Origin of the sequence: Methylotuvimicrobium buryatense 5G (assembly GCF_000341735.1) — a bacterium.
In the GTDB taxonomy this organism is placed as follows: Bacteria; Pseudomonadota; Gammaproteobacteria; order Methylococcales; family Methylomonadaceae; genus Methylotuvimicrobium; species Methylotuvimicrobium buryatense.
The window spans coordinates 4,403,356-4,428,280 of the sequence record NZ_KB455575.1; the positions used below are offsets into that span (position 1 = coordinate 4,403,356).

Sequence of the window (24,925 nt, forward strand, 5' to 3'; positions counted from 1 at the left end):
GACGCCGTGAATACTTCCATGTAGGCTTGACGGCGGAATCTGATTGCCATGGATGGCATGAATGCAGATTTTGCAGGAGCAAAAATCTGCCCTGCCGCCGACACCTGTCAATCGAGCCACCGAACCCCCTCCCAGAAGTTGTCGAAGTTATTTCATGCTCGTTCTTTGGTACCTCGAGCTAGGCTGGCATTCGTTATTCTTTGAGGTGTTCTAGTCTTCAATGGGCCTAGGCGGAAGGCTTAGGCATGGGCTTTTATCCTAAAAAGAGCAGTTGACATGTGTTGTAGACCGTTCGTGTTGTGCTAAGTCGAAGCATGAAGGGTCTACAACACTTTCACCGTCTTGGTGAAGCCTCAAACTACCGTTCACCCTTCGACGGGGCTCTCCTGAGCGCAGCCGAAGGGCTCAGGGCGAACGGTAGTTTGAGGCTCTCAACTGCTCTTTTTAGGTTTATGCACATTGTTCTATCTTAGCTTTAACTTAGCCGGTTAGGCGGGTTTTAAATACAAATACGTCTTCAATTATGCATGTAAGTCATTGATATCATAATTTGACCGCATACTGTATAAAAATTAGCCGATTTAACAAAGTTGTAATAAACATGCGGCTTTATCGTCTCAGTCTTCAAGATATGCACAAAGTTATCCACAGGTTTTGTGGTTAAAGGCCGCCTTCTATAAATTTTCAAGAAACAGAACCTAAAAATTTAAAAAAGCGGCCTTGAAATTCAAAAAACCACCCCTAAATTTGCGTCGAAGCTAGTACAGCACCATTTTTATAATGACAACTTAAAATAGGAAATTTATCTGATGAGTCAGAAGCTTTTCTATCCTCTAGTTCGACATAACAAAATGGTCGTTGCACAAGTCAATAGCGATATGAAACTTTATTCAACATTCATTTCATTTATTTATTGATTCATGAGGTACACATTCTTATGAGTATTCGTCCTTTACATGACCGTGTCGTCGTTAAGCGCTTGGAAAGCGAGAAAACCACGCCGGGAGGCATCGTAATTCCCGATAATGCGAAGGAAAAACCGATCACTGCCGAAGTCATTGCCGTCGGCAACGGTAAATTGCTCTCTAACGGCGATAAACACGCATTGACAGTCAAGGTCGGCGACAAGGTCTTGATCGGCAAATATTCCGGCACCGATGTCAAAATAGACGGCGCCGAGCTCGTCGTGTTGCGCGAAGACGATATTTTGGGTGTTTTAGAATCTTGATGTAACCGATTTGAAGAATAGTTGGAGGAAAACCGAATATGGCAGCTAAAGAAGTTCTATTTTCAGATGATGCGCGTCACCGTATGTTAACAGGCGTCAACATTTTGGCCGATGCGGTCAAGCAAACGCTCGGACCGAAAGGCCGCAACGTCGTGTTGGCAAAGAGTTTCGGCGCGCCGACTGTGACCAAAGACGGCGTATCGGTCGCGAAAGAAATCGAATTGCAAGGTAAATTCGAAAACATGGGCGCTCAAATGGTCAAGGAAGTCGCTTCGAAGACTTCTGACATCGCCGGCGACGGTACAACGACTGCAACCGTTTTGGCTCAAGCGATTGTGCGCGAGGGCTTGAAATCGGTCGCGGCCGGCGCCAATCCGATGGATATTAAGCGCGGCATCGATCAAGCGGTTAGCTCCGCGGTCGAAGAATTGAAAAAAATCTCCAAACCTTGCGAGGACAGTAAGTCTATCGCACAAGTCGGCACGGTTTCGGCCAATGCGGATGAGTCGATTGGCAAGATCATTGCCGATGCAATGGACAAGGTCGGCAAGGAAGGCGTCATTACCGTCGAGGACGGTTCAGGAATGGACAACGAGCTCGAAGTCGTCGAGGGCATGCAATTCGACCGCGGCTACATTTCGCCGTATTTCGCGAATCAAAAAGAAACGATGACGGCCGAATTGGATGCCCCGTACATTCTGCTGCACGACAAAAAAATTTCGAATATCCGCGACATGCTGCCGTTGCTCGAAAAAGTGTCCAAATCCGGCAAGCCTTTATTGATCGTCGCCGAGGATGTCGAAGGCGAAGCTCTCGCGACGCTGGTCGTCAATACATTGAGAGGCATTTTGAAAGTTTGTGCGGTTAAAGCACCGGGCTTCGGCGACCGGCGTAAAGCGATGCTCGAAGACATGGCGATTCTGACCGGCGGCAAGGTCATCACCGAAGAAGTCGGCTTGAGCCTCGAAAAAACCGAACTCGAGGATCTCGGCACCGCGAAGAAAGTTCAAGTCAACAAAGACAATACCATCATCGTCGACGGTAGCGGTAAACACGAAGACATCACGGCGCGCGTTGAGCAGTTGCGCAAACAAGTCGAAGATACCAGCTCGAATTACGACAAGGAAAAACTACAAGAGCGTATTGCTAAATTGTCTGGCGGTGTCGCGGTGATCAAAGTCGGCGCGGCGACCGAGATCGAAATGAAGGAAAAGAAAGCGCGCGTCGAAGACGCCTTACATGCGACTCGCGCAGCGGTCGAAGAAGGCATCGTGCCAGGCGGCGGCGTCGCGCTGATCCGCGCGCAAGCTGCCTTGCAAGATCTGAAAACCGACAATACCGACCGTAACGTCGGAATCAAGATATTGCGCCGCGCGATCGAAGAGCCGTTGCGCCAAATCGCAACCAATGCCGGCGTCGAGGCTTCGGTCATTGTGGCCAAGGTTCAAGAAGGCAGCGGCAGTTATGGTTACAACGCGGCCAGCGGCGAATACGGCGACATGCTCGAAATGGGCATTCTCGACCCGACCAAAGTGGCTCGGTCGGCCTTGCAAAACGCGGCCTCGATCGCGGGACTCATGCTGACGACCGAAGCGATGGTCGCCGAATTGCCGAAAGAAGACAAACCGATGATGCCGGTCGGCGGCATGGACGATTATTGATCCGGCTATTGTACCTTTCGCACTTCAAATTTCGGCAGCGCCTGGGGAGGCACCGGGGTGTGCGGCAAAGGCTTTGCCTGCATGGAGCAGGTATAGAGGGACGTATTTACGGCGTCCTTTGACGAGCACCCCTGAGGCCGAAGATGGGTATATGCCGAAAATACCCGAAGCGACAAGCCGTTAAATTACGTTAGAATAACCTAACTTCCGATTTCTTAACGGCAAACGCTATGGACAACGATTTTTTTCTTTTCGATACCGAACGACTGCATGCCGTCGCGGCCGATGACCGTGTTAAGCAAGGCCTGGCTTATTTTTCCGAGAACCGTGTGTTCGATCTCGACCTACAGGACGGCATCTTGTCGGCTCAGGTCGAAGATGAGGATGCCGAGTTGCCGTATTATGTGGAGTTGTCCGAAGGCGGGGATATGCAACTTCATGTCGATTGCCACTGCGGCGATCATCAGCTGGTTTGCAAGCATGCTGTCGCGGTCTTGTACGCTTACGCCGATCAGTTCGGAGGCGATGAACAGACTCTGCTCGGTAGCGCGGTCGAGGAAGCGATCGCCGAACGCGTCAAAAAAGGCCGCAACGAAGTCCGTGTTAAATTGATCAGCGGCAATCTCGGTTTCGGCATTTGGCAGGCGTCGTCGATCCAATCGGCGACGCATTGGCAGCAAACCTATCAGGTGCAGATTCGCTCGCTCGATCAACGTATGAATTATTGCACCTGTCCCGATTTGGCAAGTAACCGCCTCGGCACTTGTAAACATATCGAAGCGGTCTTGCATTATGCGAGCAAACAGCCCGACTATAAGAAACTGAAACAGGCCGGTTGCCCGGTGTCTTTCGTCTACCTATCTTGGGAGTCGGCCACGCATCCGGTGCTGCGCTTACATCGCAGCCTGCATATCGAAACGGATCTCGCCGAGTTGCTCGCGAATTATTTCAATGCCGACGGCAGTTTCAACGGGCGCATGCCGGAAGATTTTTTCAGATTGTCGGAGCAAGTATTCGGGCGAGAAGATTTACAATTGGGCGACGATGCCGTGCGCTATGCCCGGCAATGTGCCGAGGATGCCGTGCAAGCCGAACGGGGCCGGCAGATTGCTCAGGAAATTCTGCGCGCGAACGGTGTATTGCCCGGTATCAAGGCGCGTTTATTTCCGTATCAAAGCGAAGGCGTGGCATTTTTAGCCTCGCGCGGCCGGGCGCTGCTTGCCGACGACATGGGGCTGGGTAAAACCTTACAGGCTATAACGGCAGCATCCTGGATGGCCGATAATCTCGGCATTCGGCGCGTCCTGATCGTATGCCCGGCGTCGTTGAAATCGCAATGGGCACGCGAAATCGAAAAATTCACGTCGCATGGCGCGCGCATCGTGCAAGGTCCCGCCGAAAACCGTTCGGTGCATTACCGCGCCGATGCCTTGTTTTTCATCGTCAATTACGAATTGATCTTGCGCGATCTTAGCGTCATCACCGAAACGCTGAAGCCTGATCTGGTGATTCTCGACGAAGCGCAGCGCATCAAAAACTGGCGCACTAAAATCGCTTCTTCGGTGAAATTGATTCCGTCGCGTTATGTGTTCGTGCTAAGCGGCACGCCGCTGGAAAACCGCCTGGAAGACCTTTACAGCTTGTTGCAGGTGATCGACGCGCGCGTGCTCGGACCGCTGTGGCGCTGTTTGCTCGATTTCCATGTGACCGACGAACGCGGCAAGGTGATCGGTTACCGAAACTTATCCGAGTTACGGCGGCGTATCGCGCCGATTATGTTGCGGCGCAATCGCAGCTTGGTCAGCGATCAATTGCCGGATCGGACCGAAGTGCGCCTGGATATCCCGATGACGCCCCAGCAAGTCGAACTACACGGATCGGCGCTGTCCGCGGCAGGTTATATCGCACAAATCGCAAAACGCCGACCGTTGACGCCGAGCGAACAAAACCGCTTCATGGCCGCGTTGCAACAAGCACGCATGGCCTGCAATGCCGCCGGCCTTGTCGATAAGGAAACAGAAGGTTCGCCGAAACTCGACGAAATGGTGGGCATCCTCGAAGAGATCTGCCTCGAAAGCAGCCGTAAGGCGGTTATCTTCTCGCAATGGGCACTGATGACCGAAATGGTCGAAGCGAAGGTCCGCGCAATGGGACTCGGCTGCGTGCGATTGCATGGCGGCGTACCGAGCGAAAAGCGCGGCGAATTAATGGAGCGCTTCGAAAAAGACGATTCGGTGCAAGTGTTCATTTCGACCGATGCCGGCGGAACGGGCCTGAATTTGCAATCGGCGACCGTGTTGATCAATCTGGACATGCCGTGGAATCCGGCCATACTGGATCAACGCATCGCGCGGATTCATCGTCTAGGTCAGAAACAGAACGTGCTGATTTTCCTATTGCTGGCCGAGGATTCCTACGAGCAGCAAGTCGCGAAGCTGGTACAAAACAAACGCGACCTGTTCGACAATGTCATCGATCCCGAGGCTTCCGAGGATGTCGTCGGCGTGTCGAAAAAAATGCTGCAGACATTGATCGATGAGCTGACCGCAACAGAGCCCCCGGCAGACACGGAAAATAAGCCGCCGTTGCTGGAGTTGGAAGAAAGCCTCGAAACGGCATCTGCCGATCAGCCCGAAAAACCGCTTAAACATACGGGGCCTGCCGCCAGCGAGGACGAATCCGATAGCGCGATTCGGCAATTGATCGTGAATATACAGAACTGTTTCGGCACCCGTATCGAGCGCATACTAGGCGCAGGCGGCGGGTTGCTGGTCGTTTTGAATGCGGTCGACGATGCCGACGAAGGTAACGCGCGCAACCTGTCCGAGCCCGATGTTCCGGTGGCGCTGATCGACCGGCGAACCTTGGCCGGTTTACAGCGTCTTGGAGCCGCTTCGCCGGTCGCGCAAACCGAAGTACTGTTCGAGCCGGGCGAAAGCGAAGCCGGGGTCGAACCGGTCAATCCGTTGCATCAGACGGCCGAAGACAAATTGAAGTCGGCCGAATTACTGTGGGCTCAGCACGCGAATGCCGGTGTGATGGACTTGTTGACCTCTGCCTTGTTGGCCAAAGCCGCGGCAATTGGCGGTAAAACCCAACCGCCGCCGGCCGATCAGGCGACCGTTTGGTTGTACGGCGAATTATTGCCGCAGCAGTGTGTCACGCAGGAACAGGCCGCCGTATTTGCTCGAGTGTTTTCGTTGAGCCAAGCGCCGTTAGTTCCGGATGCATTGATCGAACAATGCTTGACCGACGTACGCTGGCTATTATCGGTGTTGGCTTGATAGAGAACATCGGAGGGTGAGTATCATGCGCGTCGACTATGTCGAACACCGCTTGAGCGAAGCGGATTATCTGGAAGGCGAACAAGACGGTCAAATCCGGCATGAATTGATTGACGGGATTGTCTGTGCGATGACCGGCGCAAGCGACAAGCACAATAAGATTAACGGCAATGTTTTTGCCGAGCTTAGAAATGTGTTGAAACAAAGACAGTCGCCATGCACAGCCTATATCAACGACATGAAAGTCAAAGTCCAAAACGACTTTTATTATCCCGATGTGATGGTGGTCTACGACCGGCAGAATCATGAAAACGATTACTATAAAACCAGCCCCGTCATCATCATTGAAGTGCTTTCGCCGACGACACGGAGAATCGACAAAACCTTGAAACGCGAAGCCTACCAATCCTTGGAGTTGCTGCAGGAATATGTGCTAATCGAACAAGATAAGGCCGAAATCGAAGTGTTTACGCGGCAAAGCGGCTGGCAGGCGGCTTATTATTATCTCGGCGATACGATTTATTTCGAGTCGATCGATACGAGTATTTCGGTCGAGGATATCTATTACCAGGTCGATAACGAGGATGTCTCGGCATTCATTCAGGAACAGCGGCAATCTTGAAATAGTTAACTATAAAATCAATGTATCCAACAATCGAACATCACGGCGCGGTCAACGGCGTCACCGGCTCCTGTCATGAGTTGAAAATCGATGCCGACGATTCGGTGTTGATCGGTTGCGGCTTATTCCAAGGCGCGGAAGTCTCGAACGACGGCGCGGCCTTCGACAAATTGCAGGTCGAATTTCCGGTTCAGCCGGTCCGTGCGTTGATCGTCACGCATTGTCATATCGACCATGTCGGTCGCATACCTTATTTGCTGGCTGCCGGTTTCGACGGGCCGATTTATTGTTCCGAGCCGTCGGCAGAATTGTTGCCGCTGGTGCTCGAAGATGCAGTGCAGGTCGGATTCACGCGCGACAAGGCGTTGGTCGAGCGTTTTATCGGCTTGATCCGGTCGAAGATAGTCGCCGTGCCTTATGGACAGTGGCAATCGGTGCCGTTGAGCGGGAAAACCGGTAGCAAATTAAAAATCAAATTCAAACCGGCCGGGCACATACTCGGTTCCGCCTACATCGAATGCGATGTCGGGAGCGGCGAACAACATAAACGCATTGTGTTTTCCGGCGATTTGGGGGGACCCTATACGCCGCTGCTGCCGTCGCCGAAATCGCCTTATCGGGCTGACGTACTAGTGCTCGAAAGCACCTACGGCGATCGTTTGCATGAAAACCGGAGGCAACGTAAAGATATGCTGAAGCAATTGATCAGCCATTGCTTGCAAAATCGCGGCGCGATCCTGATCCCGGCGTTCAGTATTGGACGAACGCAGGAGCTCCTGTACGAACTCGAAGAACTGATTAATCGTTACCGGGAAGAATCCGTAGCGAAAGGCCTGGCCTGGGAAGACCTCGAAATCATCGTCGACTCGCCGCTCGCGAATCGCTTCACCGAAGTTTACCGAAAGCTCAAACCTTATTGGGACGCCGAAGCCAAGCGGAAGCTTCGCGCCGGGCGGCATCCGTTAGCCTTTGAGCAGATCACGACGATTGACTCGCATCAAGATCATCTGAACACGGTCGACTATCTGAAAAAGACCGCGCGGCCTTGTATCGTCATTGCGGCCAGCGGTATGTGCGCGGGCGGTCGAATCGTCAATTATTTAAAAGCTTTAATCGAAGACGAGCGCACCGATATTCTTCTGGCCGGTTATCAAGCAGAAGGCACGCCGGGGCGGACCATTCAAACTTACGGTCCGAGAAAAGGCTATGTCGAACTAGACGGGCGGCGTTATACGATCAATGCGGGCGTGTATCAATTGAACGGCTACTCCGCTCACGCCGACAAGGATTCGCTGATTCGTTTCGTCAAGGGCATGCGGGTCAAACCATCGGAAATTCGGTTGATTCACGGTGACGTAAAGGCCAAGTCGGCATTGCAACAAGCGCTGCTGAAAGTTGTGCCCGATGCGAACGTGCTGATTCCCTAAGGATTTGGTCGTAAATAACTTCCCTATTTTATGGAGGGTTCAGTAACTCGCTTGGCAGGTGTCGGCGGCAGGGAAAGCCGCCGTCAAGCCTACAAGGACGTATTCACGGCGTCCTGTCAAGCGAGTTACTGTACCCTCAACAAAGCTCATAGTTCCAGGACGTTAGTTATCACGAACCCCTAAATCAACAAATCGCAAATTTCAGAAACCCCAAGATTAACGCGGAAAAGGTCGAATCATGTCATTGCAAGCACTTCCAATCGGTATCAATACACTGTCGGTGATACGCGAACAAGACATGGTCTATATCGACAAAACCCCGTTGGTCTGGCAAATGACGAAGCAACCGGCGCGATTCTTTTTATCCCGCCCGCGCCGCTTCGGCAAAAGTTTGTTGGTCGATACCTTAAAAGAACTATTCGAAGGCAATCGAGCCTTATTCGAAGGTTTATATATTCATGATAAATGGGATTGGAGCAAGTCCTACCCCGTTATTAAAATCGATTTTGCTTCCGGCATCTTACAGAGCCGAAAGCAGCTCGACGAGCGAATTGAAATCATCTTGACCGAAAATCAACAAAGGCTAGGCGTCGAATCCGGCAATCAGCGTGCCGATATTCCGGGTAAGTTTACGGATTTAATCTTGAAAGCCCGCGAAAAATACGGCCAAAAAGTCGTCGTCTTAGTCGATGAATATGACAAGCCGATCTTGGACAACATCGACTATCCGGAACGCGCTGCCGAAGTCCGCGAGGGATTGAAAAACATCTACTCGGTACTGAAAGGCCAGGACGCGCATCTGCAATTCATATTTATGACCGGCGTGAGCAAATTTTCCAAAGTCAGCTTGTTTAGCGGTTTGAACCAACTTAAAGATATTACCCTGGACGAGAATTACGCCACTATTTGCGGTTATACCCAACAGGATTTAGAGACCGCCTTTGCCGGGCATTTAGCCGATGTTGATTGGGCGCAACTAAAAGATTGGTACAACGGCTACCAATTTTTAGGCGAGCCGGTTTACAATCCTTACGATATTTTATTATTCATCAGCGGCAACCAACGCTACCGTAACTACTGGTTCGAAACCGGAAACCCCAGCTTTTTAATCAAATTGTTCCAACAAAAAGCCTATTTTCTGCCCGACCTGGAACAGCTCGAAGTCTCGGAAGAAATCCTGGATTCGTTCGACGTCGAAGCGATAGACCCGGTTACTTTACTATTTCAAGCCGGCTATCTGACGATCGAAAAAGCGTATACGGGTTTTGACGGTCAATTTCTGTTTCAACTCAAAGTGCCCAACCGGGAAGTGCGGCAGGCGCTTAATTCGCACTTCATCAACGGCTACACCCAAACGCTGGCGAGCGAAAAACTCAAAATTCAGCATCAGGTATTCGACTGCTTGAATCAAGGCGATCTGCCGCAATTGCAAACCGTCTTACAACGTTTATTCGCTGCCATACCGTGGCGCAACTTTACCAACAATGACTTGCCCGATTCCGAAGGTTACTACGCCAGTGTGCTCTATGCGTTTTTTGCGAGCCTGAACGCGACGATTATTCCGGAAGACATTACGAATCGGGGGCAGGTTGATATGACAGTCATGCTGGGCGACTTTATTTACGTCATGGAAATCAAGCTCGATAAAAGCTCCGATTACCAAAAACAAACGCCCAATCCAGCCTTGCAACAAATTCAAGATAAAGCCTATGCACAAAAATATATAGTCGGCGAACAAACGGTGTTTGAAGTCGGTTTAATCTTTAATCAAGTTCAACGGAACCTGGCGCAACTCGACTGGCGAAAATTATGAAGACGTTAAAAAAATTGCCATTAGCCATACAAACCTTCGCCGAAATACGGGAAAATCCGTATTGCTATGTTGATAAAACGCCCTTGATAGCGCAACTAATTGACGCAGGCAAAGCCTATTTTTTATCGCGCCCCCGCCGCTTCGGCAAAAGCTTATTGGTCGATACCTTAAAAGAATTGTTCGAAGGCAATCGAGCCTTATTCGAAGGTTTATATATTCATGATAAATGGGATTGGAGCAAGTCCTATCCCGTTATTAAAATCGATTTTGCTTCCGGCATCTTACAGAGCCGAAAGCAGCTCGACGAGCGAATTGAAATCATCTTGACCGAAAATCAACAAAGGCTAGGCGTCGAATCCGACAATCAGCGTGCCGATATTCCGGGTAAGTTTACGGATTTAATCTTGAAAGCCCGCGAAAAATACGGCCAAAAAGTCGTCGTCTTAGTCGATGAATACGACAAGCCGATCTTGGACAACATCGACTATCCGGAACGCGCTGCCGAAGTCCGCGAGGGATTGAAAAACATCTACTCGGTACTGAAAGGCCAGGACGCGCATCTGCAATTCATATTTATGACCGGCGTGAGCAAATTTTCCAAAGTCAGCTTGTTTAGCGGTTTGAACCAACTTAAAGATATTACCCTGGACGAGAATTACGCCACTATTTGCGGTTATACCCAACAGGATTTAGAGACCGTCTTTGCCGGGCATTTAGCCGATGTTGATTGGGCGCAACTAAAAGATTGGTACAACGGCTACCAATTTTTAGGCGAGCCGGTTTACAATCCTTACGATATTCTATTATTCATCAGCGGCAACCAACGCTACCGTAACTACTGGTTCGAAACCGGCAACCCCAGCTTTTTAATCAAATTGTTCCAACAAAAAGCCTATTTTCTGCCGGACTTGGAACAGCTGGAAGCTTCCGAAGAAATCCTGGATTCGTTCGACGTCGAAGCGATAGACCCGGTTACTTTACTGTTTCAAGCCGGCTATCTGACGATCGAAAAAGCGTATACGGGTTTTGACGGCCAATTTCTGTTTCAACTCAAAGTGCCCAACCGGGAAGTGCGGCAAGCGCTAAATTCGCATCTAATCAATGGCTATACCCAAACGTTGGCTAGCGAAAAACTCAAAATTCAGCATCAGGTATTCGACTGCTTGAATCAAGGCGATCTGCCGCAATTGCAAACCGTCTTACAACGTTTATTCGCTGCCATACCGTGGCGCAACTTTACCAACAATGACTTGCCCGATTCCGAAGGTTACTACGCCAGCGTGCTCTATGCGTTTTTTGCCAGTTTGAATGCTACGATCATTCCGGAGGATACCACGAACCGAGGCCAAGTCGACTTGACCGTAGAGCTGGGCGATTTCATCTACGTCATGGAAATCAAGCTGGACAAAAGTGCCGACTACCAAAAACAGACCCCCAATCCTGCTTTGCAACAAATTCAAGATAAAGCTTATGTACAAAAATATATAAATGGCGACCAAACGGTGTTTGAAGTCGGTTTAATCTTTAATCAAGCCCAACGAAACTTAGCGCAACTTGATTGGCAACGGGTATCCTTATGACTTTATCCAAACTCCCTATTGGCATCAACACCTTCGGGGCTATTCGTGACAACGATATGACTTATATCGACAAAACCCCGTTGACTTGGAACATGGTGCAACAACCGGCGCGTTTCTTCTTATCGCGCCCAAGGCGCTTTGGCAAAAGCCTGTTGGTCGATACTTTAAAAGAACTGTTCGAAGGCAACCAAGCCTTATTTAAAGGCTTGTTTATTGAAGGCAAATGGGATTGGGGTCAAAGCTATCCCGTCATCAAGTTTGATTTTGCTGAGGGCGTATTACAAAGCCGTGCGCCTGTTTTCGCGCCTTGCTACCATAAGTATCTACACATCTTTTCCTAAAAATTGCTGAGCGGTTGCTTTCAAGCTATCCAGTTCTTCTTGAGAGTAGGCATCCATGATTTCAAGCATGGAGAGGAAGACCCACAGCCCCGACAACAGTGCTGGATTCGTAAACTCCTTGTTGTGGCGCATTTGCCTGCCGCTGAGTTTGATCGGAAATAGTCTTAATCAGCCGCTTCCTTGCTTTTGTCGGCGGCTATGGCCCAAACCGTAACGCAGGCCATGCTAGCCACCAAGAGGCGTTTGGCAATGGCCAGGGCTGATTCCTGTTGCCACGATTCGAGGTGGTGGCCTGCCGACTTGACCAGTTTGAAGAAACACTCGATTTGCCAGCGCCAGTAGTACCATAGCGCAAGGGTCGAAGCATCAACGTCTTTCACATTGGTCAATAGCAACCATTCCGCCAACACATCACCCTCGTCGGACAAGACGCGACTGACCACCAGCCTAGCCGCTACAGGAATGCCAGGCACAGCCGGCTTTTTGCCTTTCTTCTGACTCGGTTTGGCGGGACGGGTTAGCGTCACGTCTGTTTCTGCCACCCACTGCCAATAAGTCTGACCATGATAACTGACTTGCCGAGTCTTGCTGAACGCCAGTTCTTGCGCCACGGCTTTACAAGCCATGGGCTTGCCCTGGTAGTCCACATTAGGATTATCCTTGACGCGTACTAGCCAGTGGCTATCCGCCGCTTCCCAGCGGCGGATATGGCCAACGGAATCCCCTTCCCGGTCAATTAGGTGTACTAATGGCTTGGCAAAACCTTGTCCGTCCAAAAACTGGATGCAGTCGCTAACTTCATCCAGATGATGCTTGACGGGCAAGCCGGGCTCGGGATCGCCGGTGGCATAACTCCCGTCAGCACTCACTAATCGCTGCGCCACCGGCGCCAGCGGTTGCCCGTTCTGATCGCTGACGATCAGACTGGTTTGCAAGTCATAGCCAACATCCGTCTCATGCGTAATAGCATACGTATCGGTTTTGTTAGCATGCTTGAAGCTCAGGTGTGACCAATCATGCATACATAAGGCATACTGGCTGCAATGCTCGGCGATGCCTTCATGAGCTGCTGCAGTCAGTGGTTCCTGTAATTTCGACAAGCTGACCAATTCATTCTGATAAAATCGCCTAGCTGCTTGCGTGCTGGCGAAACTGCTGATCTTATTCGGCAACGCCTTCAAGCCTGCGCTCAGGCTTTCGCTTGAGTTGATGTGTTCAAGTACCAATTGCTGATGGCGCTTGGCGAGGCGTGGGTCTATACCCGTCAGTGTTTTTTAAAATCATGCGACATCATGCCATTTTTCTGGAAAACTTGTGTAGATACTTATGCTCTGGGAGAGGGTTGGGGAGAGGGAATAAAAAAGCCTAAGTTATTTCATGCCCGTTCCTTAGCGGCAACTCGTGACGGTTAGAATTACTCTGGTTGGAAAGGCTACGTCCATGCGGTTCGCGGGGATTAGGGCTATGGCTCCTTTGATTGCAAAAGGGAGTCGTTTTTCTGATGAGACTCGATGTTGCCTTTCCACAGTTTAAAACACTATTGGGACATTTTGAGGGCTTTTCGATGCATAGCTACGAATCTGATATTATTGCATGGGCGAACGAGCAGGCCGCGCTTCTCCGTGTGGGCCAATTCAACATGCTCGACCTTGAACATATTGCGGATGAGATTGAGGACGTGGGCAAAAGCGAACGGAGAGAACTGAGAAGCAGAATGGCGATTTTGCTGGCCCATCTTCTGAAATGGCAATATCATCAGGAAGGCTTTCGAAGCAAAAGCTGGCAGCGGACAATCAAGGAGCAACGGCGAGGGATTGCAGGTTGCTTGAAGGAAACCCCCAGCCTTAAAACCGATCTGGCCCAATCCGATTGGTGGGAATGGGTGTGGTCTGATGCCGTTAGCCTTGCGGTCAAGGAAACTGGACTCGATTGCGTCCCTGAGTCTTGTCCGTGGGGCATTGAGCTGGTTATGAATTCTGAGTTTTGGCCGGAATAAGGGCGCTATAAGCCATGACAAAGAAACCTGCGATGAAACACGACACCGGCTACAAACTGCTGTTCAGCCATCCCCGGCTGGTCGAAGACCTGCTGACCGGATTCGTGCATCCCGAATGGCTGGACAGCACCGACTTCACGACGCTGGAACCCTACAAGGCCAGCTTTGTTAGCGATGACTTGCGCGAACGCCACGATGACAGCATCTGGCGGCTGAAATTCAAAGACACCTGGCTGTATCTGTACTTGTTGCTGGAATTTCAGTCCAGCGACGACTATTTCATGGCCAACCGCGTGATGGCCTACATGGCGCTCTTATACCAAGACATCATCCGTTCCCAGTCCCTGAAAAAAGGCGATCTTCTGCCGCCGGTCATGCCGATCGTTATCTACAATGGCTCGCCCGACTGGACGGGGCCTGTGGATATGGAACAGCTAGTCTAACCGGTGCATCCGGCACTGAGGCGCTACACGCCGCGTTTGAGCTACTTTTTATTGCAAGAAAAAGCCACTCCGACGGATTATAGCCAACAGCATCCGGACAATCTGGTCGGACATTTGATTGCACTGGAATTTTGCCAAACGCCCGATGAAATGCGCGAACGGATCCAGCGATTGCATCAACAACTCGACACATCGCGCTATCAAGCAATCCGGCGAAGCTTTGCCATTTGGCTCAGCCGCTTATTGCGTGTAAGATTTAAACAAGACAGCATCCCCGAATATCAAGAACTCAACGAGGTAAACGCCATGTTAGCCGAACGGATGACCAATTGGGCCCAGCAATGGGAAGAAAGAGGCATAGAAAAAGGCATAGAGAAAGGCATAGAAATAGGTAAACAAAGAGGTGAGAAAACAGGTATAAAAAAAGGAGCCCGACAAGAAGCGGCCCGCGTGTTGGGCAAACAAATCCGGTTGAAATACGGTGCCTTACCCGATTGGGCTGAGCAAAAAATACAGGCAGCCGATACCAGACAGCTTGAACACTGGGCGGAACAAATATTCACCGCCGAGAGTGTCGAAACGCTCCTGCAATAGTCAAGAAACAAGCCGACAGCTCATAAGGAAGTCTTAACGCTAAATGCCTCGAATTCCGCTTTGCTCCATCAGGGCTACTGGCTATTTTATTCGGCCTTACGAGATAAACCCAAGACACGAGACATTTTTATGAAAGCTGTTATTTTAGCCGGTGGGCTAGGCACCCGATTGTGCGAGGAAACAAACATCAAGCCCAAGCCAATGGTTGAAATTGGTGGAAAGCCGATGCTTTGGCATATTTTGAAAATATATTCCAGTCACGGAATCAATGAATTTATCATTTGTTGCGGCTACAAAGGCTATCTCATCAAAGAATATTTCGCTAATTATTTCTTACATATGTCCGATGTCACGTTCGATATGGCCAACAATAAAATGCATGTGCATGAAAACAAAGCCGAACCCTGGAAAGTAACGTTAGTCGATACCGGCGAACACAGCGGTACCGGTGGTCGGATGCGGCGAATTAAAAATTACGTAAAAGATGAAGAATTTTTCTGTTTTACCTATGGTGACGGCGTGGGAAATATCAACATCACCGAAAGCATCCGGTTTCATCGCCAACAAAATACACTGGCGACCATCACAGCAACCTATCCGCAAGCTAAATTTGGCGCGCTTAACACATTAGGAGACCGGGTCGTTTCCTTTCAGGAAAAACCGAAAGGCGATAATGCCATGGTAAATGGCGGTTTTTTTGTATTGTCACCTAAAGTGATTGATTACATCGATAACGACGACACAGGGTGGGAGCAGAAACCTCTCGAACGCTTAGCCAAAGAAGGACAGCTTGCCGTTTATAAACATAAGGATTTTTGGCAGCCAATGGACACATTGAGAGACAAAAACTATTTGGAACATTTATGGAATTCGGGTAGGGCACCTTGGAAAACATGGGAATAAACGAAAGCTTTTGGCGAGATAAAAAAGTCTTGATAACAGGGCATACCGGATTTAAAGGGAGTTGGCTGGCTTTATGGTTGCAGCAGATGAAGGCGCATGTCTACGGCTTTGCGTTGGCTCCGCCGACACAACCTAATTTGTTCGAAAAAGCCAATGTCGGCCAATGCATAGCTTCACACATTGGTGATATCCGCGATTTATCCGCGCTTAAATCCGTATTCTTAAAAACCGAGCCGGATATTGTCATCCATTTGGCCGCACAGCCCTTAGTGCGCTATGCTTATCAAAATCCGGTTGAGACCTACCAAACCAATGTCATCGGAACGCTGCATGTGTTGGAAGCGATCCGTGCTTGTCCGAGTGTACGTGCCGCGGTTATCGTAACGACCGATAAGTGTTACGATAACAAAGAATGGATTTGGGCGTATCGGGAAAACGAGCCCTTGGGAGGCTATGATCCTTATAGCAGCAGTAAAGCCTGCGCCGAATTATTGATTGCTTCTTACCGTAACAGTTTTTTTTCGGATGCGCATAGCCCCGCCATTGCCAGCGCACGCGCCGGAAATGTTATCGGTGGTGGCGACTGGTCGCCTGATCGATTGGTACCGGATATTATTCAAGCTTTTCAAGCTAATCAAACGCTATCCATTCGTAATCCAAACGCCATCAGACCTTGGCAACATGTACTGGATTCGCTATCGGGTTATTTACTACTCGCTGAAAAGCTATTTACTGAAGGACAGCACTATGCAGAGCCTTGGAACTTTGGCCCGGATATGAACGATATGCAACCGGTACAATCGATTGTGCAGCATTTAGCCACCTATTGGCCTCAAGCGAACTGGACAATAGAAGAACAAACACAGTTTCATGAAGCGCGTTCATTAAAATTGGACAGCACTAAGGCACACGAACGCTTGGACTGGCATCCTCGCTGGCGGCTATCCGACGCATTGCAATTGACTGCCGAGTGGTATCAGGCAGAATCTCAAGGCTTAGATATGGGGCTATTTTGCCGCAAGCAAATACAGTTATTCACAAATCAAAGAGGAGCGGGATAATGAGCGAGGAACGGATCATTGCCGAAGTATCTCACACAGGCTTAGTTGAGCTGAATCTACCGGAATATGCGGATAGACGTGTTGAAGTGATTGTCTGGCCCGTTGAAGAGATCAAGCCACTGGAAAGTATAGAGTTGGCTACAATGCAACAAGAAAATGGATTTGCAATGGCGGTATTGGCTGATCCTGAAGAGGATGTCTGGAATGACCTTTAATATACAGGCTGGAGATATTTGTGTTCTGCCTTTTCCGTTTACCGATTTAACAACGCATAAAAAACGACCCGCCTTAGCTTTGTCCGCTCCGGATGAGTATGGTGATATTCGCTTTGTTTTTATAACGACGAAATCCGGGCATAAAGATATCTCTATAAAAATAGAAGCGCCCGATTATTTAGTAGGTTGTCAGCCGTTGCCAAGAGACAGTTATATACGCTTAGAAAAGCAATATCTCTTGAATAAAAGTCTAGTTTTAAGTAAAAAAACGTCGGTTAGTCCTGAAAAGCTGGAAGAAATTTTAAGAAGCAATATTATTAAAGAAATTACGCCTTATTGCGATAATAAGTACCAAGATACTCGTTTTCAACCGGGAGTAACTGCGGTTCCGGTATCCGGAAAAGTGATTGGCGAGCCAGAAATAGCCGCTATTACGGAATCTGCTTTGGATGGCTGGCTCACTACCGGTCGCTTTAATGACGCATTTGAAAAGCGTTTTGCCGATTTTGTCGGCGTGCCTTACGCCTTGACTACAAACTCGGGATCGTCTGCCAATCTGCTGGCTGTTGCAGCATTGACCAGTCCTAAACTGGGAAGCAAGGCTTTAAAGGCCGGAGATGAGGTCATTACTGTTGCCGCAGGCTTTCCGACAACGGTGAACCCTATATTACAAATGGGAATGGTGCCCGTATTTGTCGATGTTAATATTCCTACATACAACATTGATACAACCAAAATAGAAGCAGCTATCTCGTCTAAAACTAGGGCAATCGTACTGGCGCATACCTTAGGTAATCCATTCGATCTTGAAACGGTAATGTCATTAGCCGACAAGTACAATCTATGGGTTATTGAAGATTGTTGCGATGCATTAGGATCCACTTACAAAGGACAACATGTCGGTACTTTCGGACATATCGCAACGTGTAGTTTCTATCCGGCCCATCATATTACGACTGGCGAAGGCGGTATGGTGTTTACCGCAGATCGCAAATTAAAAAAAATCATAGAAAGTTTTAGAGATTGGGGGCGTGATTGTTATTGTGCGCCCGGGTTTGATGACACTTGTGGCATGCGTTATGGCTGGCAGTTAGGTGATTTACCTAAAGGTTATGATCATAAATATATTTATTCACATTTAGGATTTAACTTAAAAATGACCGATATGCAAGCGGCATGTGGGTTAGTGCAGATGGATAAGTTACCCGAATTCATTATCGCTAGAAAACGGAATTTCGATTACCTTGTCCAGCAATTAAAGTCGTTAGAAAACATTTTTGTATTACCGAAAACAACTACAAATAGCGAAGCATCGTGGTTTGGTTTTCCTTTGACGATTCGGTCATCAACAGGCATAGAGAGGGTGGAATTATTGAAATTCTTGGCTAAACATAAAATACATTCGCGCTTATTGTTTGCAGGAAATTTAGTTAGACAACCTTATATGGCTACTCGAAAGTATCGGGTCAATGGTAGTTTAGATACTACTGATTTAGTAATGAGTCAAACATTTTGGTTGGGTCTGTATCCTGGCTTGACTGTAGAGATGTTGGATTTTGTCTATGATCGACTGACGGCATTTATAAAGGGATATTAAATGGCAAGTCAGTCGGCTAGTTCGTCCTTTAAGATCTGTGAGTCTATTATTCCCGGGTGTTTGCTGTTGCAGCCTAAAAGATTTGAAGATTGCCGTGGCTATTTTGTTAAAACCTTTCATCAACCTAGTTTTAAAGACATGGGCCTCGAGACAGACTTTTCGGAATCGTTTTATTCGGTTTCAAAGAAAGGCGTGGTTCGTGGCATGCATTTTCAAAGTCCGCCGCGAGATCATGTGAAAGTGGTTTATTGTGCTCACGGTGCGGTAAAGGATGTTGTGCTTGATATTCGTATTGGCTCCCCGACTTATGGTCATTTTGATTCATTTGAATTATCGGCTGCAAAGAGCAATATGCTTTATATACCTAAAGGTTTAGCGCATGGTTTTTGTGCTTTGACTGACCAAGCCTTAGTGGTATATCAGGTTTCCGAACCGTATTCGCCGGAATATGATCGAGGTATACGCTGGGATTCGATTGGTATTCCTTGGGAAGAATCAACGCCGTTGGTATCTGATCGAGATAAACGACATCCGGTTTTAGCAGACTTTAGCAGTCCGTTTGTATACGAGTTGTCATGAAAATATTAGTGACTGGAGCATCCGGTTTTTTAGGCTCCCATTTGATTCCGCATTTATTAATGCAAGGCCATCGGGTTGGTTGCTTGTTACGATTAGGTAGTGCTAATCAGTCTTACTTGCCTGATCAGTGTCTAATCTGGACTGTGGATGACGCCGGAGGCGGCTTTGAGCGTGCTTTGACCGAATTTTCGCCGGATATTGTGGTTCATTTGGCTGCATATTATGTCTCGGAACATGGTTACCGAGATGTGGGCGTTTTAGTTAAAGCTAATATTGAATTTGGCGCATATTTACTGGATGCCATGTGTAAAGTTGGTTGTAATGCTTTGGTTTATGCAGGTACTGCTTGGCAACATTATGAAAATAAAGCGTATTGTCCGGTCAATTTATATGCGGCGACCAAGCAGGCATTTTCCACATTGGCCGAGTATTATCTAAGTGCAAATGGCATGAGAATGTTAGAGTTGCATTTATATGATAGTTATGGTGAAGATGACCCAAGAGAAAAATTGATTCATATTTTAAGCTTATATGCACAATCCGGAGACGTCTTAGACATGTCAGAGGGGGAGCAATATATGCATTTAGTGCATGTGGATGATCTGGCTGACGGCTTTACCCTGGCCTGCGAGCAGGTGCTGGATATGCAAGCAGGGCAGCGGCGGGTCTACCGATTGCCATCTACTGCGGCTTTATCGCTGCGGGAATTGGTAGAATGCTTCAATGCCGCCGATCCTCAACATCCGGTCCGAGCGGAGTGGGGGGGGCGGCCTTATCGGCAACGTGAAGTATTCCAACCCTGGGAAGGGGCTCAGGTATTGCCTGGTTGGCGGCCTCAGGTACCTTTGGACGCGGGCCTGCGCCGACTTCGACTAGGGAAGGGCCGGTAGCCATGATCTTGCCCCAGGTAAGCATCTGTATCCCTAACTACAACAAAAGTCGCTATCTGCGCGCCTGCTTGATCAGCGCTCTAGCTCAGACCTGGCCCCGTATTGAGGTCATTCTGGTGGATGATGCTTCCACCGACGACTCCCTGGCCGTTGCTGCCGAGTTCGGCGATCATATCCGTCTGCTGTGCCTCGACACTAACCAGGGGCAGCCGACGGCTACTAACCGGGCAATTGCCGAGGCCCGGGGGGAGTTCGTGGTGATCTTGCACAGTGACGATCAGTTGCTGCCGGATTTCGCTGCATGCCTGGTCCCTATCCTTCAAGCCTACCCGGAGGCGGGCATGGCAGTGGGCGAGCGCTTGGAGACGGACGAGAGCGGCGAGCCCTGGTCGATCACGCCGTTTTACAATGTGGACTGTGTGATCCCCGGCGAGCGCCAGGCTAAGGTATTTCTGTTCATGTCCTTCCTACCCTGCCAGGTTTTGGTACGGCGGTCGGTGCTAGAGCAGATTGGTGGCGTCGACCTACGCCACATTGTCAATCTAGATGGCCTGCTATGGTTCAAGTGCGCCTTGGCTGGCGACGTGGCCTACCTGCGGGCGCCGGTAGGCATTTATCGGGTACATGGCGAGAGCACCACGGCCCAGTGCAACCGGGGTATTGGCCACATGATGGAATATCACTCTACCTTGACCGAAATGTTCCGCCAAGGTCGTGGTCGGCCCTATCTGGAACAGTTCTTCGATGCGGCAGTGAAGCGGGTGGGGCAGCTCACCCTGCGCTATTGCCACCACGTGTTCCGTGAGGAGAACTATGCTCTGGCCCGGCGCTTCCTGGCCTTGGCTACAGTTTTCGATCCTGACATCCGCATAACTCATACATGGCGAACCATGAACTACTGCGCTGAGTCTACCGAACATGACCCGGGGGCACTTTATCGCGCTCTGTTGCCGACCCTGTCCCCAGGAGCCCGCACCTTTAGCTACGACCCGCCTGAGGGTTTTCGTACCCTGGCGGCAATCGACGACGGGAGGCCAGCATGAACAGAACCCAATCCTATGCTCCCGACCTGACGGCCTTAATGGGCCGTCGGGTTATCATCTACGGCGCCGGCAAGATTGGACGTCGGATCCAAGAAGCCCTGAACTGGTTCGGCGTGTCGGTGGACTTCTTCTGGGACCTGCGCGCCGACACTATCGGTGCCGAGCTGGGTGGTGCCCCGGTATGCAAGCCGGATTTTCACGCCCTGCCTGAATCGGAGCGTGGCGAAAGTGGAGTCATCGTTACCATCTTCGCGGAGAATGTGGCTGCACAGGTCCGTGCAAGGCTTGAAAAAGCGGGTTACACTCGAGTGATCACCGAACGGGACTTTATCACCCGATTGTTGCATGGGGAGTGCGCGTCTCGGCGGGCGGAAGGGCAGTTTCAGTTCGACCTGGAAACCTGTCACATATGTCCAGTAGTGAGCGATACCCGCAACCGCTGCGATATCTTCGATGACCACGTGCGTCAACACTTCGTTCAGGACTTAGCGCCGGAACGGCCTATTGAGCTGGTGATTCCTTCGGTGGGAGTACTGGTCTCCAACAAGTGCACCCTGACCTGTGTCGGCTGCAATCATCTGCGTGATCACTACGTGGCATCGGACCACGTAGATATCCCCGCCGCCCAGATCTTGGCCGACCTGAAGAAATTCGTCAACGCCGTGGACTTGGTTAACAAGATAGTGCTGGTGGGAGGCGAATCCATGCTGCATCCCGAGATCGAGGCCATCCTTGAAGGAATCATGACCCTGCCTCGAGTGGGGGTGGTGCACGTGATCACCAATGGCACAGTGATTCCCCAAAGCGAGCGTGTGTTCGAACTGCTGGCCAGTCCCCGTGTCATCGTGGAGATCAGCGGGTATGGAGAGCACATCCCGGTCAAGTTTCAGCGTAACGTGGACAAGTTCATCGGTCGCCTACAGGCTCGGGGTGTCCACCATCGCTATACCCAGACCCTACAGTGGTTTGATTTCGGCGGCTTCGATGCTAGGGGCTATTCTGAGTCCGAACTGGAGCAGGTCTATGGCACTTGCTGTTTCGTCTCCAACGATATCTTCGACGGCCGCTTGTTCAAGTGCAGCCGCAGTGCCTATGGCACCCTGATCGGCAAGATTCCGGACTACCCAGGCGACTACGTGGATATCCGCAATCTGCCGGTCGCGGAGGTGCGTCGTCAGGTGTCGGCTTTCCTGGAAATGAAATGGGCTCGGGTCTGTAACCACTGCAACGGCGCATCCATACACGTGATCGAGGCGGGACAGCAGGTTAAGATCGTTTCCAAAAATCAACCAAAAGCGATCAAGGATGCCCAGCATGGTGCCATCCATACAGAATCCCAGAAGACGGTCGTCTGAACGAAAGAAGGAAATATACATGAAAGCGAGCATCAAACCCCGCATTAACCTGGATGAGCGCACTCCTCTGCAGGAAGTGATCCCTTTGTCCACCCCCTTCGTGCTGTTCGTGGACCCGGTGAATACCTGCAACTTCCAATGCAAGTTTTGTCCCACCGGCGATCGGAATCTGATCAAGTCCACGGGCCGTTGGCAGGGACGACTGAATTTTGATGTGTACAAGAAGGTGATCGACGACTTGAGCGAATTCGATCAGCCTCTGAAGGTGCTGCGTTTGTACAAGGAAGGTGAACCCTTGCTGCACAATCGCTTCGCCGACATGGTAGGTTACGCCAAGGCCAGCGGTTATGTGCAGTACATCGACACTACTACCAACGGCTATCTACTTACTCCGGATAAGGTGGGTCCCATCTTGGACGCAGGTATCGACCGCATCAACATCTCCGTGGATGGCATGTCCAGCGCCCAGTACTGGGAGTTTACCCAAACGCGGATGGACTTCGACCAATTCGTGGACAACATCCGTCGGCTTTACGAGCGTAAGGGCGACTGTGAAATCTGCGTCAAAATCCCCGGCGACATACTCAGCGACACGGAGCGACAGCGCTTCTTCGAGATTTTTGGCGACATCGCTGATCGAGTCTTCATCGAAAACTTTGCCCCCTGTTGGCCCACCTTCGACGTAGAGGAACGTACTGGGATCCAAATCACCGAAGGTATCTATGGTAACGCCATCCAGGAAGTGTCGGTATGTCCATATATTTTCTATTCCATGGCGGTAAACACCGACGGTACGGTAAGTCTGTGCTTCTTAGACTGGGCACGCAAGCTGAATATTGGTGACGTTCGCATCCAATCCCTGAAGGCGATTTGGAACAGCGAGGCCATGCATCGGCACCGGGTTGCTCACTTACAGGGGCGGCGCAAGGACAACCATACCTGCGCTGCCTGTGGCCAACTCAGTCATTGCCTGCCGGACAATGTAGATGAGTATGCTAATGAACTTCTAGCGCGTTTATGAGTTGAATCCACGTTGATATTTACCGCTTTCTACCAAGTTATAAAAACTTGAATCCAAGCTTTGATAAAGGAAATTCCAATGGCAGTAATTAAACGATGTCCCGCATGTGAAGGTAGATTAAAAGAACGTGGATATTGTCAGTACGGTGATTTTGATGGGGGGCTTTTCTCTTATAAGGCGGATTTACTCGAATGCGTTAGGTGTGGATTTGTCAGGTTGCAGGGTGAGTTCGATGACCAAGCGATCGAAAACTACTATTCCAATGACTGTATGTATGCCTCAGCCGGTGGTATTGGTGTAGGGGGTAGAAGTCAGGAAGATCAAATAAGATACAGACATTACTTAAATTTGCTCCAAACCATTGCTCCGGGTGGTGGCCGACTTTTGGATGTTGGTTGCTCCAGAGGAGGATTTATCAGATATGTTGATGAACGTGCACCTGGTTTATTTCTATTGTCCGGGGTTGACATTGATTCTACTAGTGTGAATGATTTTGGGAGTCGTGATCTACCAATCAAACAAGGCAGTGTCTTTGCTCTTCCATATGAAGATTCTAGTCAGGATATAATTTGTTATTTCCACGTTTTTGAGCATATTCTCAACGTTGAATTAGTTATGGAAGAGGCTGCTCGCGTTTTGGAAAGCACGGGGCGGTTGATGGTTGAAGTACCTGATGCCGCTCTATATTCACTGGCCAGAGTAGGAACCAATTTTTGGCCTGGTATGAAGGAACACGTTAATCATTTTACCCTAAAGGCCTTAAGTATGTTGGGGGAGCGAAAGGGGTTACATGTGACGGCAGTTGAGCGGGTACTGCTACCAATGAAGGGAAGTATTAAAGACTATCCGTCATTGATGGTTTTGTTTTCCAAGGAAGCTAATGACTTTGAGCGGGTGAAAGCTGACCAGACTCTGACAAAGAACATTGTCTCTTTCTTTGAAGACGAGCGTCGTCAACAGGAAATACTGCTTACAAATCTTCACCACTGTTTTGGCTTTTACGATAAAGTCACGCTGTGGGGAGCTGGTCTTGAGCTGCTTGACCTTTCGGCGCAGGGACTGCTGGAGATAAATAAGGTTATACATATTATTGATAGCAATCTTATAAAGCAAAAAAAGCGACTTACAGGAATCAGGATTGAGGCACCAGAGTATGTTGATCCCACTGGCTTATTGGTGATTACTTCTTATTTATCTGTGGATGATATTAGAGCAGCGGCGATAGGGTTGGGTTGGACTGAAAAACAGATATTTTATATTTTTTGATGTAGA

23 protein-coding genes are annotated in these 24,925 nt (G+C 49.6%); 21 read left to right on the forward strand and 2 right to left on the reverse strand.

Features of this window, described 5'->3' with window-relative positions:
* Positions 1 to 937 precede the first annotated feature (937 nt).
* The 8 genes from groES to METBU_RS0119805 all read left to right on the forward strand — a co-directional run bounded on the left by groES (position 938) and on the right by METBU_RS0119805 (position 11,956).
* Positions 938 to 1,228 (forward strand): co-chaperone GroES, encoded by a 291-nt coding sequence (groES, locus tag METBU_RS0119770; RefSeq protein ID WP_017842265.1) that lies wholly within the window; start codon positions 938 to 940, stop codon positions 1,226 to 1,228.
* Positions 1,229 to 1,266: 38 nt separating this feature from the next.
* Complete coding sequence (gene groL, locus METBU_RS0119775) at positions 1,267 to 2,889, forward strand: chaperonin GroEL (protein WP_017842266.1); 1,623 nt, start codon at positions 1,267 to 1,269, stop codon at positions 2,887 to 2,889.
* Between the two features lie 230 nt (positions 2,890 to 3,119).
* Positions 3,120 to 6,173, forward strand: coding sequence for a DEAD/DEAH box helicase (locus METBU_RS0119780; protein ID WP_017842267.1), 3,054 nt, complete (start codon positions 3,120 to 3,122; stop codon positions 6,171 to 6,173).
* Between the two features lie 25 nt (positions 6,174 to 6,198).
* Positions 6,199 to 6,795, forward strand: a complete 597-nt coding sequence (locus METBU_RS0119785; protein WP_017842268.1) for a Uma2 family endonuclease — start codon at positions 6,199 to 6,201, stop codon at positions 6,793 to 6,795.
* A 20-nt stretch (positions 6,796 to 6,815) separates the two neighbouring features.
* Positions 6,816 to 8,222: an MBL fold metallo-hydrolase RNA specificity domain-containing protein gene (locus METBU_RS0119790; protein ID WP_017842269.1), complete on the forward strand. Its 1,407-nt coding sequence runs from the start codon at positions 6,816 to 6,818 to the stop codon at positions 8,220 to 8,222.
* A 238-nt stretch (positions 8,223 to 8,460) separates the two neighbouring features.
* On the forward strand, positions 8,461 to 10,035 hold the full coding sequence (locus tag METBU_RS0119795; protein WP_017842270.1) for an ATP-binding protein: 1,575 nt from the start codon (positions 8,461 to 8,463) through the stop codon (positions 10,033 to 10,035).
* Positions 10,032 to 11,615: an ATP-binding protein gene (locus METBU_RS0119800; RefSeq protein ID WP_017842271.1), complete on the forward strand. Its 1,584-nt coding sequence runs from the start codon at positions 10,032 to 10,034 to the stop codon at positions 11,613 to 11,615. Before METBU_RS0119795 ends, METBU_RS0119800 begins: the two co-directional genes overlap by 4 nt.
* A complete protein-coding gene (locus METBU_RS0119805) occupies positions 11,612 to 11,956 on the forward strand; it encodes an AAA family ATPase (protein WP_017842272.1) in 345 nt (114 codons plus the stop codon). The genes METBU_RS0119800 and METBU_RS0119805 overlap by 4 nt, the downstream gene beginning before the upstream one ends.
* Here the strand turns inward: METBU_RS0119805 and METBU_RS28270 are convergent.
* Positions 11,939 to 12,088: a hypothetical protein gene (locus METBU_RS28270; protein ID WP_017842273.1), complete on the reverse strand. Its 150-nt coding sequence runs from the start codon at positions 12,086 to 12,088 to the stop codon at positions 11,939 to 11,941. The genes METBU_RS0119805 and METBU_RS28270 overlap by 18 nt on opposite strands.
* A 32-nt stretch (positions 12,089 to 12,120) precedes the next feature.
* A complete protein-coding gene (locus METBU_RS0119815; protein WP_017842274.1) occupies positions 12,121 to 13,182 on the reverse strand; it encodes a transposase in 1,062 nt (353 codons plus the stop codon).
* Between the two features lie 338 nt (positions 13,183 to 13,520).
* Here METBU_RS0119815 and METBU_RS0119820 point away from each other — a divergent pair, with 338 nt between their 5' ends.
* The 13 genes from METBU_RS0119820 to METBU_RS0119875 all read left to right on the forward strand — a co-directional run bounded on the left by METBU_RS0119820 (position 13,521) and on the right by METBU_RS0119875 (position 24,919).
* A complete protein-coding gene (locus METBU_RS0119820; RefSeq protein ID WP_026130340.1) occupies positions 13,521 to 13,952 on the forward strand; it encodes a DUF29 domain-containing protein in 432 nt (143 codons plus the stop codon).
* 32 nt (positions 13,953 to 13,984) lie between these two features.
* Complete coding sequence (locus tag METBU_RS28495; RefSeq protein WP_017842276.1) at positions 13,985 to 14,395, forward strand: Rpn family recombination-promoting nuclease/putative transposase; 411 nt, start codon at positions 13,985 to 13,987, stop codon at positions 14,393 to 14,395.
* Between the two features lie 3 nt (positions 14,396 to 14,398).
* The gene (locus tag METBU_RS28500; RefSeq protein ID WP_017842277.1) at positions 14,399 to 14,989 is read left to right on the forward strand and encodes an RpnC/YadD family protein; all 591 of its coding nucleotides are present in this window, start codon (positions 14,399 to 14,401) and stop codon (positions 14,987 to 14,989) included.
* A gap of 129 nt (positions 14,990 to 15,118) precedes the next feature.
* Positions 15,119 to 15,892, forward strand: a complete 774-nt coding sequence (rfbF, locus tag METBU_RS0119830; RefSeq protein ID WP_017842278.1) for a glucose-1-phosphate cytidylyltransferase — start codon at positions 15,119 to 15,121, stop codon at positions 15,890 to 15,892.
* A complete protein-coding gene (gene rfbG, locus METBU_RS0119835) occupies positions 15,883 to 16,953 on the forward strand; it encodes a CDP-glucose 4,6-dehydratase (protein WP_017842279.1) in 1,071 nt (356 codons plus the stop codon). Before rfbF ends, rfbG begins: the two co-directional genes overlap by 10 nt.
* Positions 16,953 to 17,168, forward strand: coding sequence for a hypothetical protein (locus METBU_RS0119840; protein WP_017842280.1), 216 nt, complete (start codon positions 16,953 to 16,955; stop codon positions 17,166 to 17,168). Before rfbG ends, METBU_RS0119840 begins: the two co-directional genes overlap by 1 nt.
* Positions 17,158 to 18,765, forward strand: coding sequence for a lipopolysaccharide biosynthesis protein RfbH (gene rfbH, locus METBU_RS0119845; protein WP_017842281.1), 1,608 nt, complete (start codon positions 17,158 to 17,160; stop codon positions 18,763 to 18,765). The genes METBU_RS0119840 and rfbH overlap by 11 nt, the downstream gene beginning before the upstream one ends.
* The gene (gene rfbC / locus METBU_RS0119850; protein WP_017842282.1) at positions 18,766 to 19,344 is read left to right on the forward strand and encodes a dTDP-4-dehydrorhamnose 3,5-epimerase; all 579 of its coding nucleotides are present in this window, start codon (positions 18,766 to 18,768) and stop codon (positions 19,342 to 19,344) included. It abuts the gene before it with no gap.
* Positions 19,341 to 20,234, forward strand: a complete 894-nt coding sequence (locus METBU_RS0119855) for an NAD-dependent epimerase/dehydratase family protein (protein ID WP_017842283.1) — start codon at positions 19,341 to 19,343, stop codon at positions 20,232 to 20,234. The genes rfbC and METBU_RS0119855 overlap by 4 nt, the downstream gene beginning before the upstream one ends.
* Before the next feature lie 2 nt (positions 20,235 to 20,236).
* Entirely contained in the window at positions 20,237 to 21,277 is a 1,041-nt protein-coding gene (locus METBU_RS0119860) for a glycosyltransferase family 2 protein (protein ID WP_017842284.1), read from the forward strand.
* The gene (locus METBU_RS0119865) at positions 21,274 to 22,632 is read left to right on the forward strand and encodes a radical SAM protein (RefSeq protein WP_017842285.1); all 1,359 of its coding nucleotides are present in this window, start codon (positions 21,274 to 21,276) and stop codon (positions 22,630 to 22,632) included. The genes METBU_RS0119860 and METBU_RS0119865 overlap by 4 nt, the downstream gene beginning before the upstream one ends.
* Positions 22,633 to 22,651: 19 nt before the next feature.
* Entirely contained in the window at positions 22,652 to 23,653 is a 1,002-nt protein-coding gene (locus METBU_RS0119870) for a radical SAM/SPASM domain-containing protein (protein ID WP_017842286.1), read from the forward strand.
* Positions 23,654 to 23,731: 78 nt separating this feature from the next.
* Positions 23,732 to 24,919 (forward strand): class I SAM-dependent methyltransferase, encoded by a 1,188-nt coding sequence (locus METBU_RS0119875; protein WP_017842287.1) that lies wholly within the window; start codon positions 23,732 to 23,734, stop codon positions 24,917 to 24,919.
* Positions 24,920 to 24,925: the final 6 nt, after the last annotated feature.

Coding starts and splice junctions, on each gene's coding strand:
- groES (WP_017842265.1), top strand. CDS start 938: ATGAGTATTCGTCCTTTACATGACCGTGTCGTCGTTAAGCGCTTGGAA.
- groL (WP_017842266.1), top strand. CDS start 1,267: ATGGCAGCTAAAGAAGTTCTATTTTCAGATGATGCGCGTCACCGTATG.
- METBU_RS0119780 (WP_017842267.1), top strand. CDS start 3,120: ATGGACAACGATTTTTTTCTTTTCGATACCGAACGACTGCATGCCGTC.
- METBU_RS0119785 (WP_017842268.1), top strand. CDS start 6,199: ATGCGCGTCGACTATGTCGAACACCGCTTGAGCGAAGCGGATTATCTG.
- METBU_RS0119790 (WP_017842269.1), top strand. CDS start 6,816: ATGTATCCAACAATCGAACATCACGGCGCGGTCAACGGCGTCACCGGC.
- METBU_RS0119795 (WP_017842270.1), top strand. CDS start 8,461: ATGTCATTGCAAGCACTTCCAATCGGTATCAATACACTGTCGGTGATA.
- METBU_RS0119800 (WP_017842271.1), top strand. CDS start 10,032: ATGAAGACGTTAAAAAAATTGCCATTAGCCATACAAACCTTCGCCGAA.
- METBU_RS0119805 (WP_017842272.1), top strand. CDS start 11,612: ATGACTTTATCCAAACTCCCTATTGGCATCAACACCTTCGGGGCTATT.
- METBU_RS28270 (WP_017842273.1), bottom strand. CDS start 12,088: ATGCGCCACAACAAGGAGTTTACGAATCCAGCACTGTTGTCGGGGCTG.
- METBU_RS0119820 (WP_026130340.1), top strand. CDS start 13,521: ATGCATAGCTACGAATCTGATATTATTGCATGGGCGAACGAGCAGGCC.
- METBU_RS28495 (WP_017842276.1), top strand. CDS start 13,985: ATGAAACACGACACCGGCTACAAACTGCTGTTCAGCCATCCCCGGCTG.
- rfbF (WP_017842278.1), top strand. CDS start 15,119: ATGAAAGCTGTTATTTTAGCCGGTGGGCTAGGCACCCGATTGTGCGAG.
- rfbG (WP_017842279.1), top strand. CDS start 15,883: ATGGGAATAAACGAAAGCTTTTGGCGAGATAAAAAAGTCTTGATAACA.
- METBU_RS0119840 (WP_017842280.1), top strand. CDS start 16,953: ATGAGCGAGGAACGGATCATTGCCGAAGTATCTCACACAGGCTTAGTT.
- rfbH (WP_017842281.1), top strand. CDS start 17,158: ATGACCTTTAATATACAGGCTGGAGATATTTGTGTTCTGCCTTTTCCG.
- rfbC (WP_017842282.1), top strand. CDS start 18,766: ATGGCAAGTCAGTCGGCTAGTTCGTCCTTTAAGATCTGTGAGTCTATT.
- METBU_RS0119855 (WP_017842283.1), top strand. CDS start 19,341: ATGAAAATATTAGTGACTGGAGCATCCGGTTTTTTAGGCTCCCATTTG.
- METBU_RS0119860 (WP_017842284.1), top strand. CDS start 20,237: ATGATCTTGCCCCAGGTAAGCATCTGTATCCCTAACTACAACAAAAGT.
- METBU_RS0119865 (WP_017842285.1), top strand. CDS start 21,274: ATGAACAGAACCCAATCCTATGCTCCCGACCTGACGGCCTTAATGGGC.
- METBU_RS0119870 (WP_017842286.1), top strand. CDS start 22,652: ATGAAAGCGAGCATCAAACCCCGCATTAACCTGGATGAGCGCACTCCT.
- METBU_RS0119875 (WP_017842287.1), top strand. CDS start 23,732: ATGGCAGTAATTAAACGATGTCCCGCATGTGAAGGTAGATTAAAAGAA.